Raw genomic sequence first — 14,733 nt, 5'->3', positions numbered from 1 at the left:
TCTGTATGCCGGGATTGTACGCGATCGAGAGAAATTGGCTGCGCCCGAATTTTCACGCTTTGAGCCCGAAGACGTGAATCTTCTGCAAAAAATCGCCGTTTCCATCTTCTTGGGGAGGATTTCGCTCAAGTTTGCAGGGGCGATTGCCGGGACTCGACTTGACCGCCAGCTCCTTGGCCGAGTATTGCCAACATACGTTTGCCGACGCAGTCATTTTCCCGTCAAGTCACGACACCGCCAAGGTTTCCTTTCAGAAATGTTCGCAGCGAGCCCCAAATACTCGACGCTCAGCTATGCCTGCATCTCGCAGTTGGGTGATCGCTGGGCTGCACTGCTGCTCTGCTGCTTGGCTTCGCTTGCGTGCTCTGGTCTTGTTTGGGGACAAGCCGGCGGCAGCATGAGCGTTCCACAAACCAATCTGGCACCGTTGGCCGTGCCCCCAAGTTATGGCTCGCCAGGGTATGGCTCGCCAGGGTTCGCACCCAGCTACGGACAATCGTTCGCGCCCGGGACTGGCCCGTCGCTTCAGTCGCAGGTACCGACGTATGGTGGGGGAGCTACGTATGGCGGGGGAATCGATCCTTACTCGATTCAGACTCCGGGCGGTTACGGCACGCAATCGGTTTATCCGGGCGGCTATGCATCACCCGTACCGTCGATGGGAGGACTTTTCTCGGGCGGTGTACAGCCTGCTCCACCTGCGTTTGGCACCACAACCTACGGGGCTCCAGTGGGTGGATATGATCCAAGTGGGTTCGGCGCCGGAGCTTACCCACTGGGATCCCCTTCAACGCTCTTTCCGGGCGGAATACTCGGCCCGACGCCGGGATATGGCGGCGAAGGATTCAGCATGTATCGATTCTTGCAGGGGCCTCGCGCCCGTCACACCTTCATCGGCTCGAGTAACGACGACAACTCGCTGATGTCCAACGACACCGACGTGTCGATCGCATTCGCGTTGCCTCCGATTTTGGCATCGACTCAGCCGATCTATGTGGTTCCGTCGTTTTCGTTTCATTCCTGGGACGGTCCGATCGCGTCGACCGGCGCAGACTTGCCGTCAAAAGCATTCAGTGCGTTTCTGGATACCGGATGGCAATCGGATCCCAATCGAATCTTTGGTGCTGAGTTTGGCGTGCGCGTGGGTGCTTTTTCTGAGTTTGATTCACCCAGTAGCGATGTGTTTCGCATCATGGGCAAAGGCCTCGGGTCGGTTCGCATCACGCCTGCGTCGACATTGAAACTGGGCGTCCATTATCTGGACCGCAACCACATCAAGATCTTGCCTGCCGGCGGATTGCTTTGGCAACCCAACCCGTTCACCCGTTTCGATATTTTCTTTCCACAGCCAAAGTTTGCGAGGTATTGGCGAACACTGGGGACGAACGATGTGTGGTGGTATCTCAACGCAGACTACGGCGGAGGAACTTGGGCAATCACGCGTGACGACGGCCGTAGTGACGAAGTCGACATCAATGACATCCGAGTCGCATTCGGCTGGGAATGGGGGCAAAGTCAGATGATCCGGCAAGGACGCCGTGTGGGTTTTATGGAAATCGGGTACGTCTTTGACCGCGAACTGTACTATCGACAGAACAAAGTCGACAATCTGTCGCTGGACGACGGCATCATGGTCCGCCTCGGTTTCGGCTATTGATCCGTACGTCAGCCTTTCTAGGCTGACATTTCTACGGTACATCGTTTGACGCCTAGCAGCCTGTTGGGTTCGTGAGCCGCGACGCGTGAGCGGCCGGGCCATACGCAATGCCCGAGGCCTTACGGCCAACGGCTCACCAGTATTTCGACAACACCAAATAAATCAACAGGCTGCTAGCCGGTCCATTGGTTACGTATCCCAAATCAGCCGCAGGGCGTATGGTTTGAGGTTGGGCATATGGTGGTGTTCGTTCTCGACTTGGAAAGTCGAACGACAATCGTCGCTCGACTTTCCAAGTCGATAGCGTGCCCTGGCATACGTATTACCAGTTTCAAGCGTTTACTTGCGCAGACGCCCCCTCCCTCGCATTCGCCTGAAGGGCTCTGCTCGACCTCCCCCAAGTGCCTTGGGGGAGGTGACAGGGGGGATCACGGGCCAGAGCGTATGGTTTGAGGTTGGGCATATGGTGGTGTTCGTTCTCGACTTGGAAAGTCGAACGACAATCGTCGCTCGACTTTCCAAGTCGATAGCGTGCCCTGGCATACGTATTACCAGTTCCAAGCGTTTACTTGCGCAGACGCCCCCTCCCTCGCATTCGCCTGAAGGGCTCTGCTCGACCTCCCCCAAGTGCCTTGGGGGAGGTGACAGTTGCGCGTCACGGCTCAGAGCGTATGGTTTGAGTTTGGGCGTTTGGTGGTGTTCGTTTTCGACTTGGAAAGTCGAACGACAATCGTCGCTCGACTTTCCAAGTCGATAGCGCGCCCTGGCATACGTATTACCAGTTTCAAGCGTTTACTTGCGCAGACGCCCCCTCCCTCGCATTCGCCTGAAGGGCTCTGCTCGACCTCCCCCAAGTGCCTTGGGGGAGGTGACAGGGGGGATCACGGGCCAGAGCGTATGGTTTGAGGTTGGGCATATGGTGGTGTTCGTTCTCGACTTGGAAAGTCGAACGACAATCGTCGCTCGACTTTCCAAGTCGATAGCGCGCCCTGGCATACGTATTACCAGTTCCAAGCGTTTACTTGCGCAGACGCCCCCTCCCTCGCATTCGCCTGAAGGGCTCTGCTCGACCTCCCCCAAGTGCCTTGGGGGAGGTGACAGTTGCGCGTCACGGCTCAGAGCGTATGGTTAGTGTCTGGGCGTATGGTGTTGTTCGTTTTCGACTTGGAAAGTCGAACGACTATCGGACTCTTGCTACAATCCATCAGCGCGCGTGAGACGTTTAGATACCACTGAAGGCGGATGAATGAGTTCGGATGATTCCACTGCTGATACCGAGACGGCGTTGCAGTTTCGTTTGTCGACGCTCTTTGTCGTCACACTCGCGGCAACCATCTTGGCGGCGTTCTTGAACCCACGAGGCGAAGATCACATGATGGCCGGCGCCGTGGCAACCGTTGCGGCGATGGCACTGGGCTTCTTGGTCGGCACTTGGTTTCCGCCCCGCGCCGAGCGCGTGTTTTGGGGGATGGTGATCGCGGCGATGATGCAAGCCGTCGCGGCGGAAGTCATCCTGTACGACCGCAAAGGAATTCTCGCTTGGCCGCTTGCGGCAGGTTTTGCCGCCGTTTTTGCGGCGTCCCGATCCGGATTGTATCGCCGAATGATTTATGGGGCTGCGACCTCTTCAGCGGTGATCGGAATCTACATGGGCGTTGTACGGGCGCCGAGCTCGGTGGTGATCGCCGTGGTCGGTTCCGCTGCCATCGGCGGCGCCTTGCTGCCGGTGTTGATCGAGATGGTGCGTTGGATCGAGACCCGGTACCGCATCCCGCAGCCCGCCATCGGATTGACGCTGGTGATCGCGGCGATCGGATTCTCCGTCGCCGCGCCCAGATTGATCCCCGGTTGGTGACAACCGGGACGATTGCTCGTCGATTCTGATCGGCGAGAGTCGCTACAGCTTAGGTGCCGTCCAGTTCGGAATGCCGATCGTCTCAAGCTGTTTGGCATAGCGAACGGCTTGAGGCTGCTGCGGCGCGTATGGTGCATTCTCATTGACCATCAAGGGAACCGTGTCCGTCCACCATTGGTCGTATGCGGCACGCAGTTTCTTGACGACGTCGGGGTGCTGCTCGATCACGTTCACTTTTTCGTACGGGTCGGCTGCGATGTCATAGAGTTCTTTGTCGTTGACGAATCGCCAGCGTTGGGTACGCACCGCACAGTTCTTGAACTTGCTCTGATTCGGATCGGCTCCCTTTTCCCATCGTCCTTGGTGGACAAACACTTCGCGGTCAGGCCACTCGGCCTTGGGGTCCTCCAACAGTGGCAGCATGCTACGTCCATCGATCGATTGGACGCCATCGGGGATGGTCACTCCGGCGAGATCACAGAAGGTCTTGTACAGGTCGATGTGTGCGGTCAAGCCGTTGATATCGACGCCTTCGCCCAGTTTGCCCTTCCAACGCCAGAACGCGGGGACGTGGGTTCCGCCTTCGAACGGTGATCCTTTGCCGGTTTTGAATCCGGCGGTGAAGAGGTCTGTCTTTTTTCCGTTCAGCTTGCCGGTCCGGCTGGCTTGACCATTATCGGTCATGAAGATCACCAGGGTGTCGTCCCACAAGTTCCACTCGTCACACTTGGCCATCAGCGTCCCGAAGTTGTCGTCGATGTTCTCGATCATGCCGTAGCGTCCCTGCGTGCCTTCGTCCCAGCCCAGATCGCGGAACCGCTTTTTGTATTTCTCGGGTGCCAACATCGGCCCGTGAGGCGCGTTCGTCGAGACGTAGGCAAAGAACGGCGTCTTGGCATCATGTTGCTTCTTGATCCAGCCCAACGCGGCTTGAAAGAAAACATCGGTACAGAAGCCGGAGGTTTGCACGATCGTGTCGTTGTGCAAGATCACGTTGTCAAAGTACTTGCCCTCGTTGTCACGGTTGGGCGGAAAGTCGGCACAACTGCCGGGGTAGGATTGCCCGATGCCGCCTGCACCGTGAATGAAGACTTCACTGAAGCCGCGGTTGTACGGCTGGTACTCGTCTTCGTCGCCCAAGTGCCATTTGCCAAAGATGCCCGTTTCGTACCCTGATTTTTGCAACAGACTCGGAAAGGTCGTCGTGGACAACGCCATCCGTTCGCGTTCTTTGATCGTATGCGTCACTCCGTTTCGGAACTCGTGGCGTCCGCTGAAAATCGACGAACGTGTGGGAGCGCACGTCGGGCTGACGTGGAACTCGGTGAACCGTGTCGACATCTCATAGAACTTGTCCAGGTTGGGAGTCCTGAGGACGTCGTTGCCCAAACACGACAAGTCGCCCATTCCTTGATCGTCCGTCATTACCAGAATGATGTTCGGTCGTGTACCGGCGAGTGACTCTGCTGCAGCGAATTTTGTGCTCAGAATACAGCAGACGAAAACGCAGATGGGGGCGACGGGGAAGATCAGTGGTGTTCTTCGGTGCATGGCGTTGCTCATGGTCAGGCGGTAGGGGATCGTGAGATTCTAATCGAAGAGGAATCGAAATGCTCGAACGATTGACGCGATGCCAAGTTCCTTGGAAGAGATGACAGCGCGCCTCAAGGCGTTCTGTGGTGAGTGGTTTTTTGGTGGCGCGAACTGGTTTTCGGATCGCTTTTGGGCGGCATTGCCCCCTCACCCCCCAGCCCCTCTCCCCCAGTTCCTAACTCGCTTGAGGCTCGCTAGGAACTGGGGGAGAGGGGAGCCATTTTCCGTGGACGTTTATGATTCGGATGGTCGAACGACGATGGAGGATGAGGTGGGAACGTTGCAAAGCCCCGGCCGCTGACGCGTCGCGGCTCAGGGCGCTTGGTATCAGGCTGGCCGTTGCGAAATTGCGTCTACAACTCAAACTGCGGCTTCGGTCTTCATCGCTGCGGCTGCTGGTGTCTCAGAATCTTCTTCGTCATTGACGCTCACAATGCCGATCAACCTCAGTGCTCCGACTGCCACCGCAAATGCCTTCAAGTACAACGTGTAAAACACGGGCACCAGGAACAACACCAACGCAGTCGCCAGTAGTAAACCGAACGCCAAACTGCACGCCATCGGAATCAACAACTGCGCTTGGAAGGATTTCTCCAGCATCAGTGGGATCAACCCTGCTATCGTCGTCATGCTGGTCAACAAAATCGGGCGGAAACGCCGTTGTCCCGATTCCTCCAACGCTTGTGCCACCGGAATTCCTTCACGCACCCGGGCGTTGATGAAATCGATCAGCACGATCGAATCATTGATCACCACGCCGGTGAGCGCGACGAGCCCAAACATGCTGAATAGCGTTAACGGCAGACCCAACAAAGCGTGTCCCCACACGGCGCCGATCATCCCGAAGGGCACGATCATCAGGATCAAAATCGGTTGTGCATAGCTGCGGAACTGCAGCACCAGCAGAACATACATCGCCAAAATGGCGATCGCATTGCCGACCAACAAACTACCCACCGACTCACGACTCTGCTCCGCCTGGCCTTCCCATCGGATCGATACACCGGGGAACTTCTTCTGCATTTGCGGAACATAGTCTTCTTGCAGTTGGCTGATGATCAACGATGCATTCGCGGTTTCGGAATCAAGGTCCGCCGTGATCGTGATCGAGCGCATCTGGTCGACGCGGTTGATTTCTGAGAAACCTCGTTGCAAGTCGATTTCGGCAAGCTCGGTGATCGGCTTCTGATTTCCCTGTGCATCACGGACTTGGATGTCTCGAAAATTCACCAAACTCTTTCGCTCTTCCTCGGGGTAGCGAACCATCAATTTGACTTCGTGCCTGCCACGCTGCAACCGCATGGCTTCGGCACCGAAGTACGAGTTGCGAACGGTGGTTCCCAAATCCGTTGGCGTGATTCCCGTAGCCAACGCTTGATCCTTGACCTTGAACTGAAACTCCCATTTGCCGGGCGTGTTGTCGTCGGCGATGTCGAACACGCCGGCAAAGGTCGCCAGTTTTGCTTTGATGTCTTCGGTGGCGGCCAACAATTGTTCTTCGTCTTCACCGGCCGCCAGCAGCTTGAACTCGATCGCTTTGCCGCCAGGTCCGACGCCGACTGCGTCGTAAACCACACGCTCGGCTCCGGGGAACTCACCCGCCGCCTTGCGCCAGCGGGCGATCAAGTCCCGGCTATGGATCTCTCGGATCTCGGTGTCGAATAGCTCGGCAAAGATCTGGCCGGCATGGCTGCCGTTGTTGCCACCGCCGGCTGCGTTTTGCAGGTTCGTTACCGATCCCACCTCGCGGTACGTCAGACGCACCGGGCCGGTGCTCTCGACAGTGGTGCCGGGATAGAGTGTCAGTGGGTCAACCTTTTCGCGTGCGGCTCGCTCGGCCGCGATCTCCAAGCTGACTTGGCGCAGAGCCCGTTCCATTTGACGGGTCGCTCGGTCGGTTTCGATCGCGGGGGTTCCATCCGGAAAAACGATGGAAGCTTGCAAGAAATTGTTGTCCGCCTTGGGGAACAAGACGGACGGCACGATCCCACCGCGGATCATTCCGCCGGTGATCAAAAACAGTGTGACGGCGACCGCGATGGGCATCATCGGATACCGAAGGCAGAAACGCAGCGCCGGTGCATAGACACGATCGGAGACCCACTCCAGAGCAATGCTGAAATGCTCGCTCAGCCACCCCAGCGCGAGTCCGATGGGGCGAACCGGATACGTCAGCACTTGCAGGACACGAAAGAAACCGGCATGGCGATGCCCCAGGTGGCTCGGCAAGACAAAAATGCTCTCGAACAGCGAGATCACCAACATGGCGATCACCGCAAACGGAATCACCGCCATGAATTTGCCCATCACGCCGGAGACAAAGAACATCGGTGCGAACGCGATGACTGTCGTGGACACGGAGGCCGTAACGCTGCCGAAGACTTCCACCGTGCCATCGATCGCCGCTTGCCGGTAATCCTTGCCCATTTGCCGGTGCGCGTAAATGTTTTCGCCGATCACGATCGCGTCATCGACCACGATGCCCAACGCGACCAGGAAACTGAACAGGCTCAACATGTTCAGTGTTTGGCCACCAAACTCCAACGCGACGCCGGCGCCGAGGATGGAGATTGGGATCCCCAAGGCAACCCAGAACGCCAACCGCATTTCCAGAAAGAGTGTCAAGACGAGGAACACCAACGCCAGCCCTTGCAGACCGTTGCGTTGCAGCAGCTCGATTCGCCCGCGAACCTCTTTGCTGCTGTCATTCCAAACAACGAACTCGTATCCTTCGGGCAACGTCTTACCTTCGACATACTTGTACACATCGTCGACCAACGCCAGCAAGTCTTCGCTCTTGGTCCGCTCGACGTTGACGACCATCGCCGGTTCACCATTGATTTCCCCGACGACGGAGGAGTCTTCGAAATCGTCTCGGACGGAGCCTAAATCGCCGACCGTCAGCACCACGCCGCGTTGGTCGGTCACCAACGGCAACTTGGCAATCTCCTCACCGACGCGGCCTTTGTTCTTGGCTCGCAGCAAGACCTCCTGCCCCTCGGACTTGAGCTGTCCGCCGGGCAACTCGATGTTTCGCTGCCGAATGGACGCAGCAACTTGATCCAGCGTCAAGTCGTAGCTGCGCAAGGTGGCTTCTGGGATCTCGACATCGATCTGATAGGGACGTGTGCCCATGATCGACGCGGATGAACACGTCGGCAGCATCAGCACGTCGTCCCGAACGTCTTCGGCGATCTCACGCAGCGCGAGTTCGGATTCGCGAGTACGATCCGGAGGGCCGATGATTCCGATGCGGATTGCTGCGTCGCGAAACGTGATCTGCTGGATCTCGGGATCCTCGGCAAATTCGGGAAAGCTGGGAATCAGCTTGATCTGCCGATCGATCTCCGACATCACCTTCTGCACATCCCGGACGTCGCTGCGAAGTTCTGCCAAGACGTAGCCCGCACCTTCGCGCGCGATCGACGTCACCTTCTTGATCCCTTCGATCGATCGGATGGACTCCTCGATCTTTTGGCAAATCGCGACTTCGCTATCCCTCGGCGTGGCTCCCGGATAGGGAACCGTCACCATCACGATCTCCAACTCAAACTTTGGAAACACCTCACGTTGCATTAACATCAACGACCATGCCCCCATGGCCATCAGCCCCAATACCAACACGTTCATACCGGGGCCATTGGAAATCGCCCACGCGATTGCTCGTTTCATCGTGACTCTCCCGCTCGCGTCGCGGAGCTTGCTTGCGTGACGGCCTGTGTGGCGGGTACCGGTTCGGCTTGTGGCTCAGACTGTGGCTCGGGCTCGTTGTCGATGCTGGCCTCTGGATTGGGGATACGCACCGCGACGCCATCGGCGCCGACACTGCCCAGCGGCGAAACAACGATCCTGGTTCCATCGACGATCTCATCACCGGCGGCTTCACAGACCCACATCCGCCCTGCGGATTTGACGACGGGCGAAACCAACGGGTCATCTTCCACGGTGTCCGAAAGCCGGAGTGATTCGACCGGATAAACGGTTTGCGAAACGGTGACCTTGCCCGCGATCCAGTTCTTGGGATCCAATGTAGGCTCCGCTGACGCTTCACTATCGACGGCGTTGAGGGCCTTGTCCTCGGGGTCGTTCTTTTGTGTGGCTGCCTTCTGCTCGGCATCCAAAGGTTCCGTTTTCTTTCCTGCCAGCTTTGCCGGTACGACCGCGACCTCTTTCGGGTCTGCCCCTGTTTCTTGTGTTTCATCGCCTTGCGGTGGAGCGATCTCATCGAGCACCGATGCGTCTTCGGTGAACACCCAAACGCGATTGCCCGGTCGCAATGCTTGTGCGGGAATCACCACCAGCGGCGTCTTGGGCTGGATCTGCAATCGAATGCGGACAAACATTCCGCGAACCAATGCGTTGGAACGACCCGAGGTGTATTCCGCACCTTCGGCGTCGAGCATCTGATTCGGGGAATCGACCAAGACACGCACGGGGACCGTTCGCGTTGCCGTGTCCAGACCGACGCCGTCGTAGCTGACCAGTTTGCCACGCCACCGATACGTCGACGATTCGCGTCCCGCGACGTCGAACTCAATGATCGCCGGAGTGTCCGGCAAATCGTAACCATCGGTGGCCAAGTTGGGATCATTCTGATCCAACACCCAATGCAGCTGGTCCATCCTGAGTCGCGACGAGACCTCGACTTTGCTGGTGTCCTCGATCGTCACCAGTGTGGTGCCGCGATTGACAAACGTGTTCAAGTCGGCTTGCTCGCTGACGATGACGCCACTGATCGGCGCGACAATCTCGGTGCGTTTCAAATCCGTCTCCGCCGCACGCAGTTGGGTCGCGGCCAGTTCCTCGCTGGACTCCAATTTGGTTCGTCTCGCTCTCAGTAAGCGGATTTGGTTGTTCAAGTTGAGCAACTGTTGGCTGGCCTGCAACAACGCCCCCTTGGCGCGATCGATCTCCGCTTGGCTGGCGAAGTTCTTGGGCAACGAAAGCTGCCTCTCGACTTCGTTCTGCTGCAACTTCACGTCTTGGTCGGCGATTTTGATCGACTGACCGATGTTGGCGATCTCCTGGTCCACTTCCTGTAAAGCCCGATACTCTTGTTCCTTTTGTCGCGTCAGACGCTCCACGGCAAGCTCGTAATCCGTCGGATCGATCCGCATCAACAGTTGACCTTGCTTGACCACCGAGCCCGCTTCGCAAATCGGTTCCTTGTGCACGACGCGTCCGGCAACCTCCGCCGCCACGAGTGCTTCCTGGTAAGGAACGACCGAACCATCGACCACGAGTTCCAGTTTCTTGCCGGTGGACTCCAGCGACCGGACGACTTCCACTCTCGCCGCCGGCAACGCTTGCATACGTCCCGCAAGAGACAGATCCGGTGGCGGCAGCGGCTTCGCTTTCGCTTCGCCGAACACCACGATGGCCAAGCCACCAAGGCCCAGCAGCAGCAACGGCACGACCAAATTGAACAGTACCGATTTGCTCCATGCCTCGGATCCCGAATGAGCTTTGGCGTCTGGGAAAGCCTGCGTGTTGACCGCGATCGGCGAACCGTTCGGCTTCATCGGCGATGCAACGTGTGGATCGGAAGACATGGGCGTCTCACCATCGGACGGTGAATGGGTGGTCAGTTGGGACATGGTCACTATGAAACAGAACGATGGGTGTCGGATATGTCTGATGAATCAACCGGCAACGAACCCGTGTGTGAACTCGTTTCGGCTGCGTTGGTCGCGGAAAGATTGACAGCGGAATTGCTGCATGTGTGAAAATCGGGGTTGGCCACTGCGGCGAGCGTGAACGCGATCACATGCCGCGACAACGCGTCGACGTTGTAGTGGTCCTGTCGTCGCTGCTGGGGAATCAAGATCTCGACGACTCGATTTCCCACGCGGTAATACAAGCACTGACCGACCACGCTGAGCGCGAGCTGCTCGATCATATGCTCGGGGAATTCCTTCACGTTGGGGTGCGTCGCCGCCAACAGCTCTGCCATGGTTTGTTTCAGAAGCGTGAAAAGCGGCTGAAAGTAATCTTTGACCAGTTCCTCGAACGCTTCGGTCGGCTGCATCATCTCGTTGGTCATCACCTGCGATTCCCATCCGGTGTTGTTGCAGGCCATCATGCGAGAGAGCATCGTCCGGACCAGCATGGACAATCGCGTCGGCGCGGGCAGCGCAACGAGGTCCATTGGCATCGCATGCTGCTGCTCTCGCGTGCGTCGAATGTGCTGAATCACGGCCCGGTACAAGCCCATCTTGTCCCCGAAGTAATACGAGATCGATGCAACGTTCGCACCGGCCTCCGCCGCGATCTCGCGCAGCGACGCACCGGAATATCCACGACCGGCGAAAATAGGTCCGGCTGCCGCAATCAGCCGACTGCGTGGGTCGGCGTCCATTGAGTCGTTGATGACGTGGCCTCCACGATCAGGAAATAACAAAGCAAGACGATTTAAACGATTGTTTCAAACAGTTGTTTGAATTGCAAGATTGCCAATCGCACCAACGGGGGGCAGGTGGTCAGAATTGTCAAAAAGTTGTGCCAGAGGGTCACGTACGTCAGCCTTTCCAGGCTGACATTCGCAACAACTTCGTTTGCCCCGTAGCCGAAGGCGCAGGAGACGCCACCGGCCGGATTGCCCCGCAGAATCCATCACCGCTACCGCCTACGCCTTCGGCTGCGGGTCAAACAGTGGGAAACGCTCCCCAGAATGACTACTTCGGGCGATCGGCCTTGGGTGACGCGACCAGCAGGGCGACCGCGAGTACGGCACAGAGGATCGTCGCGGGGCGGTAGGTTCCAAATTGGTCGTGCGCGACACTGAAGAGATACGGGCCGACCGCCGTTCCCGCGACAACAATCGACGTCGAGAATCCGGAGATCGCTCCCAGATGAGTGCGACCGTAAAACCGCGGCCAAGTCACGGCAGAAATGATCCCGAACATGCCTTGCATCATCCCCATCCCCAAAACCACGATGACGACAGACAGCTGGGAACCCAGCGAAGACAAGCTCAGTGAGAGCAAAAGGCTGCCCAGCACCTGCACGATCGCCAAGTATTTCAGTTTGACGAAATCGCTGAGCCAACTGCCGAACAATTCCACTGCGACGCTGACAAATGCTGCCGGGACAAAGATCGCGACGGCTTGACTACGACTCATGCCGGCGTCGGCGAAGATTGATACGACGTGAAACGAGAAGGCGGTCAGCAGCAAACCAGATAGCACCACGCTGAAGGTGAAGATCCAAAAGCTGTAGGTTCGCCGAGCTTCGGAAAGCGTGAACTGGCGACCGCTGACGGTTTCCTCATGCGTCTTTCGGTCGGCCTTGGCATACGGCCCATCGGGCAGCATCCCGTGCTCCTCCGGTTTTGATCGACCGAAGCAAAACGCGATCAATGCAAATCCGGCCACCAGCGCGGCGATCGCTTGCCAAGCCCAAGACCAGCCGCCTTGTCGAATCAGCCACTCGAAAAACGGCGGAGTCGCTGAGAAACCGAACGCAACTGATGTGCCGATGAACGCCATCGCCATTCCACGTCGCTGCTCAAACCACTCCAACACCATGTTGCGAGACGATAAAGTCAGCATGCCCTGACCAAAGAATCGCATCGCAAAAAAGCCCAACGTCAAGACGACAAACGCAGTTCCGTCACGGAAACGATCTGGCAATCCCGCAGCAACAAACCCGGCGATGGAGACCGAGAAACTCATCGCGATCAGAACCAACGCGAGCATGGCGGCCGACGCGGTGGCGACCCAGCGTCCTCCGAAGCGGTCGTACCAGCGACCGGCGCGGGTGATCAGCAACGCGCTGGCAATGGTGCCAGTGAGGTAGGCAAAGCTGATCCAACTGCGTGACAACTGGTGGGCTTGGATCAGAAAGTCCGTGAACACGGAAACCCCAACGGTCTGTCCCGGCGCACTGGCCAACACGCCCAAGGTGCCGCAGACCAGAACCGCTGTGCCATAAAAGAACGGTACGCGAGCGGGATCAAACGGAAAATGGGCGAATCGCGGTGGGCGGATGACTTGCTGGGGCTCGCTATCAGGGTTCATACGCGACGTTGTACGGGGTGACTTATCTCCAGGGTAGTGGATCTTGTTAAAGATCCTGTAGCGTATCTCCAGGGTAGTGGTAGCGGTGGGATCTTTGGCAAGATCCACTACGGCAAACCCTAGCTTCTAGCCGTCCCAGACCACTAGGCTGACATCTGCACACCTGGGGAGCGTCCCGACCACGTAAATCAGCGTCATGCAGTGGTAAAACGTTTGCCGGGGCACGCTATCGACTTGGAAAGTCGAGCGACAATCGGGCCGCCTTTTGTACGTCAGCCTTTCTAGGCTGACATCTGCACGCATGGGGAAGCGACCCGACCACGTAAATCAACGTCTTGGATTGGCAAAACGTTTTCCGAGGCTCGCTTTCGACTTGGAAAGTCGAGCGACAATCGGGGGCATCGTCACTTTGTGATCCGGCAACTGGATTGCGAGCGGGACGAATGCTTAGAATGCATCCGTGAGGCTGCAACTGACCATGAGTTTGCACGCTACGACATCATCCGCAACGAGAAATAAATCGAGCATGGCCTACATCAACCCGTCCAGCAGCCAACGCACCGAGCAACGATCGGACGAAGCCGTCGAGCGAGGGCAAGCAATCCTTCAAAAGCTGGAGGGACAGGGCCGTGAGCAGGCCGCGGTGATCATCGAGAAAGCGATTCCATGTTTCGAAAAAGCCCTGGCGATTTGGCCGGGTAATTTGGAAGCAAGATTTCAGCTCGCCAACGCAAAGTACTTTCTCGTGGATTGCTTGGATGACCCCGAGCGGCAATGCCAGCTGTCGCGTGAAGCGATCGAATTGCTGCGAGCGATCCTTCGACAGGAACCGGGGCATGAGGCGACCGAAGACTGTCTCGCAAAATGTTTGTTTCGGCTCGGCGAGCATACCACCGCACAGGAAGCCAAGATCGCGTGTTTCGACGAAGCGATTGAAATTACACAGCGGCTGATCGACCGTGTGCGGAATCAACCGGATGACGACGCCGATCCCCAAGAGAGGATCGATTGTTTGGTCGACCTGACGCATTTCATCGGCACCGTTTTTGAGTTCCGGGCCGAATGTGAATCCGACAATCGCATGGTTTGGTTTGAACAGGCGATCAAGTACTCGTCGCAATCAATTGAGCTGGACCCGATGAACGTCGGCGCGCGGTATGGATTCGCACGCTCACTCATGGAAATGAGCCGATCCGTCTCGGAGCCAACGGAAAAGACTCGTTTGTTGCAGGAAAGCCTCGCAGCGAATGAGCGATTGATCCGTGACCTTCCCAGTTTTGACTCGCAAGATCCGTTCTTCGAAGTCCGCCAGGATTGGACGCCGCGATTCATCGAGTACAACTACGCATGTGCCTTGGCCATGCTGGGGCAAACCGAGCGCGCGATCGACGCGCTATGGGAGCTTGCCGACGACGACTCGATTTTGTTTTCGAAGTACGAAACCGACGAAGACTTGGACTCGCTCAGAGATCATCCCCGATTCAAACAACTGATGGCGGACAAGGCATCTCGGTAGCCCGGATTATGAAAAACCTTCTGCATTTCCCAACGATGTCACAACTGGACTGTCAAAAGGATGGGATTGTTTTGCATCATGGCACCGGGGCGGC

General features: G+C 57.4%; 8 protein-coding genes. 3 read left to right on the top strand and 5 right to left on the bottom strand.

The window, feature by feature from the left end; genetic code table 11:
- Positions 1 to 73: 73 nt before the first annotated feature.
- Both Pla52nx_RS14720 and Pla52nx_RS14715 read left to right on the top strand, forming a co-directional pair.
- Entirely contained in the window at positions 74 to 1,657 is a 1,584-nt protein-coding gene (locus Pla52nx_RS14720) for a hypothetical protein (RefSeq protein WP_146520943.1), read from the top strand.
- 1,246 nt (positions 1,658 to 2,903) lie between these two features.
- On the top strand, positions 2,904 to 3,512 hold the full coding sequence (locus Pla52nx_RS14715) for a hypothetical protein (RefSeq protein ID WP_146520944.1): 609 nt from the start codon (positions 2,904 to 2,906) through the stop codon (positions 3,510 to 3,512).
- A gap of 42 nt (positions 3,513 to 3,554) precedes the next feature.
- Here Pla52nx_RS14715 and Pla52nx_RS14710 read toward each other — a convergent pair whose 3' ends face one another.
- From Pla52nx_RS14710 to Pla52nx_RS14690, 5 genes are all read right to left on the bottom strand, one after another.
- The gene (locus tag Pla52nx_RS14710) at positions 3,555 to 5,063 is read right to left on the bottom strand and encodes an arylsulfatase (RefSeq protein WP_146520945.1); all 1,509 of its coding nucleotides are present in this window, start codon (positions 5,061 to 5,063) and stop codon (positions 3,555 to 3,557) included.
- A gap of 402 nt (positions 5,064 to 5,465) precedes the next feature.
- Positions 5,466 to 8,777, bottom strand: coding sequence for an efflux RND transporter permease subunit (locus tag Pla52nx_RS14705; RefSeq protein ID WP_146520946.1), 3,312 nt, complete (start codon positions 8,775 to 8,777; stop codon positions 5,466 to 5,468).
- Positions 8,774 to 10,657 (bottom strand): efflux RND transporter periplasmic adaptor subunit, encoded by a 1,884-nt coding sequence (locus tag Pla52nx_RS14700; protein ID WP_231742082.1) that lies wholly within the window; start codon positions 10,655 to 10,657, stop codon positions 8,774 to 8,776. The genes Pla52nx_RS14705 and Pla52nx_RS14700 overlap by 4 nt, the downstream gene beginning before the upstream one ends.
- Positions 10,658 to 10,707: 50 nt before the next feature.
- Positions 10,708 to 11,463 carry a CerR family C-terminal domain-containing protein gene (locus Pla52nx_RS14695; protein WP_146520948.1) on the bottom strand — a complete coding sequence of 252 codons (756 nt, stop codon included), beginning with the start codon at positions 11,461 to 11,463 and terminating at the stop codon, positions 10,708 to 10,710.
- A 316-nt stretch (positions 11,464 to 11,779) separates the two neighbouring features.
- Positions 11,780 to 13,123: an MFS transporter gene (locus Pla52nx_RS14690; protein ID WP_146520949.1), complete on the bottom strand. Its 1,344-nt coding sequence runs from the start codon at positions 13,121 to 13,123 to the stop codon at positions 11,780 to 11,782.
- A gap of 526 nt (positions 13,124 to 13,649) precedes the next feature.
- Between Pla52nx_RS14690 and Pla52nx_RS14685 the strand changes: the two genes are divergently transcribed.
- Entirely contained in the window at positions 13,650 to 14,639 is a 990-nt protein-coding gene (locus Pla52nx_RS14685; RefSeq protein ID WP_146520950.1) for a TPR end-of-group domain-containing protein, read from the top strand.
- Positions 14,640 to 14,733: the final 94 nt, after the last annotated feature.

Source organism: Stieleria varia (assembly GCF_038443385.1).
Lineage (GTDB): Bacteria > Planctomycetota > Planctomycetia > Pirellulales > Pirellulaceae > Stieleria > Stieleria varia.
Note: the sequence above shows the minus strand (reverse complement) of the source record. Positions and strands in the feature narration are given on the sequence as shown.